Origin of the sequence: Streptomyces sp. NPDC059142 (assembly GCF_042755665.1) — a bacterium.
Lineage (GTDB): Bacteria > Actinomycetota > Actinomycetes > Streptomycetales > Streptomycetaceae > Streptomyces.
The window spans coordinates 1-2,733 of record NZ_JBHZDA010000023.1; the positions used below are offsets into that span (position 1 = coordinate 1).

Genomic DNA, 2,733 nt, shown 5'->3' on the forward strand with positions numbered 1-2,733 from the left:
CGGCCATGGTGGCCGGGCCCCGCCCTTCGTCGCGCCTGTATACGCAGGTCGGCCGCCCCGTACGGCGCGGCGTCAGGCCTGGACGGGTCTGCCGTCGTGGAGCGCGATGGCCCGCTGCATCGCCTTGCGGGCCCGCGGGGTGTCCCGGGCGTCGTGGTAGGCGATCGCGAGCCGGAACCAGCAGCGCCAGTCGTCCGGGGAGTCCTCCGTCTCGGCGCGGCGCGCCGCGAAGACGGCGTCCGCCGAGTCGCGGTCGATCCGGCCGCCCGGGGTGCGGACCAGTTCGTCGACCGGCAGCCCTCCCTCGGCCTCCAGCTCCGTGGCGAGCCGGTTCGCCCGCTGGACGAACCGGGTGTTCATCCAGAGGAACCAGACACCGATGGCGGGCAGGATCAGCACCGCGACACCGAAGGTGACGGTGAGAACCGTGCCGTGTTCGATCAGGAGCACGCCGCGGCTGCCGACCAGGACGAAGTAGACGACCAGGACGGCGGCCGTGACACAGTAGGTGATCTTCGCGCGCATGAGGTCAGCTCAGGTCGAGGAAGTGTTCGAGACCGACGGTGAGCCCCGGGGTGGTGACCACGCGCCGTACGCCGAGCAGGATGCCCGGCATGAAGCTGCTGTGGTGCAGCGAGTCGTGGCGCACGGTGAGCGTCTCGCCCTCGGCGCCCAGGATGACCTCCTGGTGCGCGAGAAGGCCGCGCAGCCGTACGGAGTGCACCGGTACGCCGTCGACATCGGCGCCGCGCGCCCCGTCCAGCGCCGTGACCGTCGCGTCGGGCTGCGGGGCGCTGCCGGCCTGGGCCCGGGCGGCGGCGATGAGCTGGGCGGTGCGGGTGGCCGTGCCGGACGGCGCGTCCGCCTTGTTCGGGTGGTGCAGCTCGATGACCTCGACCGATTCGAAGTAGCGGGCGGCCGTCTCGGAGAACTTCATGGTGAGGACCGCGCCGATGGAGAAGTTCGCCGCGATCAGCACGCCCGTGCGCGGGGAGGCGTCGAGCGAGGTGTGGAGCTGCGCGAGCCGTTCGTCGGTCCATCCCGTGGTGCCGACGACCGCGTGGATGCCGTGGCGGACGCAGAAGTCGAGGTTGCCCATGACCGAGGCAGGGGTGGTCAGCTCGACCACGACCTCGGCGCCGGCCTCCACCAGGCTCTCCAGCTTGTCGCCCCGGCCGAGGGTGGCGACCAGTTCGAGATCGTCGGCGGCCTCGACGGCCCGTACGGCCTCGGAGCCGATACGGCCCTTGGCGCCCAGAACGGCCACGCGCAGCTTGCTCATTGCTCTGTTTCCTTCACCTTCGGGGGTACGGCCCGGCCGGTGGGCCCGGTCAGGAGACCGCCTCGTCGAGGCGGGCGGCCTGCTTGTCCTTGAGCGGTCCTATGACGGACAGCGACGGACGCTGTCCCAGTACATCGCGGGCGACGGCGCGTACGTCGTCGGGGGTGACCGCCGCTATCCGTCCCAGCATCTCGTCGACGGACATCTGGGCGCCCCAGCACAGCTCGCTCTTGCCGATGCGGTTCATCAGCGCGCCGGTGTCCTCCAGGCCGAGGACGGTGGCGCCGGAGAGCTGGCCGACGGCGCGGGCGATCTCCTCGTCGGCGAGTCCGTCGGCCGCGACCCGGTCCAGCTCGTCGCGGCAGATCTTCAGGACGTCGTGCACCTGGTTCGGGCGACAGCCCGCGTAGACCCCGAAGAGCCCGCAGTCGGCGAAGCCCGAGGTGTACGAGTAGACGCTGTAGGCGAGGCCGCGCTTCTCCCGTACCTCCTGGAAGAGCCGGGAACTCATACCGCCGCCGAGCGCCGTGTTCAGTACGCCGAGGGCCCAGCGGCGCTCGTCGGTACGGGACAGGCCCGGCATCCCGAGCACGACATGGGCCTGCTCGGTCCTGCGGTTCAGCACGTCGACGCGGCCCGCGGCCCGTACGGCGCGGCTGCCGTCACGGGGCGCGACGGGGGCCGCGTCCGTACGGGAGAGGGCGCCGGCGCGGTCGAACGCCTTGCGGACCTGGCGTACCACCGTGGCGTGGTCGACGTTGCCCGCGGCGGCGACGACGAGACGCGTCGGGTCGTAGTGCTTGCGGTAGAAGCGGCTGATCCGGTCGCGGTCCAGGGCGTTGACGGTGTCCACGGTGCCGAGGACGGGGCGCCCGAGGGGGCTGTCGCCGAACATGGTCTGCGCGAACAGGTCGTGGACGCAGTCGCCCGGGTCGTCCTCGGTCATCGCGATCTCTTCGAGGATGACCCCGCGCTCGGCGTCGACGTCCGCCGCCTCGATGAGTGAGCCGGTGAGCATGTCACAGACGACGTCGATGGCGAGCGGCAGATCCGTGTCGAGCACCCGCGCGTAGTAGCAGGTGAACTCCTTGGCGGTGAACGCGTTCATCTCGCCGCCGACCGCGTCGATCGCGGAGGAGATGTCGAGGGCGCTGCGCCGCTTGGTGCCCTTGAAGAGCAGGTGCTCCAGATAGTGCGTGGCGCCGTTGAGGGCGGGCGTCTCGTCGCGGGAGCCGACCTGCACCCAGATGCCGAAGGTCGCGGAGCGCACCGACGGCAGGGTTTCGGTGACCACGCGCAGGCCGCCGGGGAGGGTCGTACGGCGGACCGTGCCGATCCCGTTCTCGCCCTTGAGCAGGGTTTGGGTACGGGCGAGGGGGGGGGGGGGCCCGGGGGGGGGGGGGGGGGGGCGGGCGCGGGGGTGGAGCGCTCTGTGATAATAAACAAAGACG

The 2,733-nt window shown here is 71.6% G+C and carries 3 protein-coding genes; all 3 read right to left on the minus strand.

The genetic code is table 11. From position 1 onward, the window contains the following. Positions 1-72 precede the first annotated feature (72 nt). The 3 genes from ACFXPK_RS11705 to ACFXPK_RS11715 are packed head-to-tail and all read right to left on the minus strand — an operon-like array spanning position 73 to position 2,639. Positions 73-525 carry a hypothetical protein gene (locus ACFXPK_RS11705; RefSeq protein WP_385006290.1) on the minus strand — a complete coding sequence of 151 codons (453 nt, stop codon included), beginning with the start codon at positions 523-525 and terminating at the stop codon, positions 73-75. Positions 526-529: 4 nt separating this feature from the next. Further along, positions 530-1,282 carry a 4-hydroxy-tetrahydrodipicolinate reductase gene (dapB, locus tag ACFXPK_RS11710; protein WP_385006288.1) on the minus strand — a complete coding sequence of 251 codons (753 nt, stop codon included), beginning with the start codon at positions 1,280-1,282 and terminating at the stop codon, positions 530-532. Positions 1,283-1,331: 49 nt separating this feature from the next. Further along, complete coding sequence (locus ACFXPK_RS11715; protein WP_385074329.1) at positions 1,332-2,639, minus strand: M16 family metallopeptidase; 1,308 nt, start codon at positions 2,637-2,639, stop codon at positions 1,332-1,334. Positions 2,640-2,733 lie beyond the last annotated feature (94 nt).

Bases quoted from the DNA above. Each gene is read 5' to 3' on its own strand.
- ACFXPK_RS11705 (WP_385006290.1), bottom strand. From the start codon at position 525: ATGCGCGCGAAGATCACCTACTGTGTCACGGCCGCCGTCCTGGTCGTC.
- dapB (WP_385006288.1), bottom strand. From the start codon at position 1,282: ATGAGCAAGCTGCGCGTGGCCGTTCTGGGCGCCAAGGGCCGTATCGGC.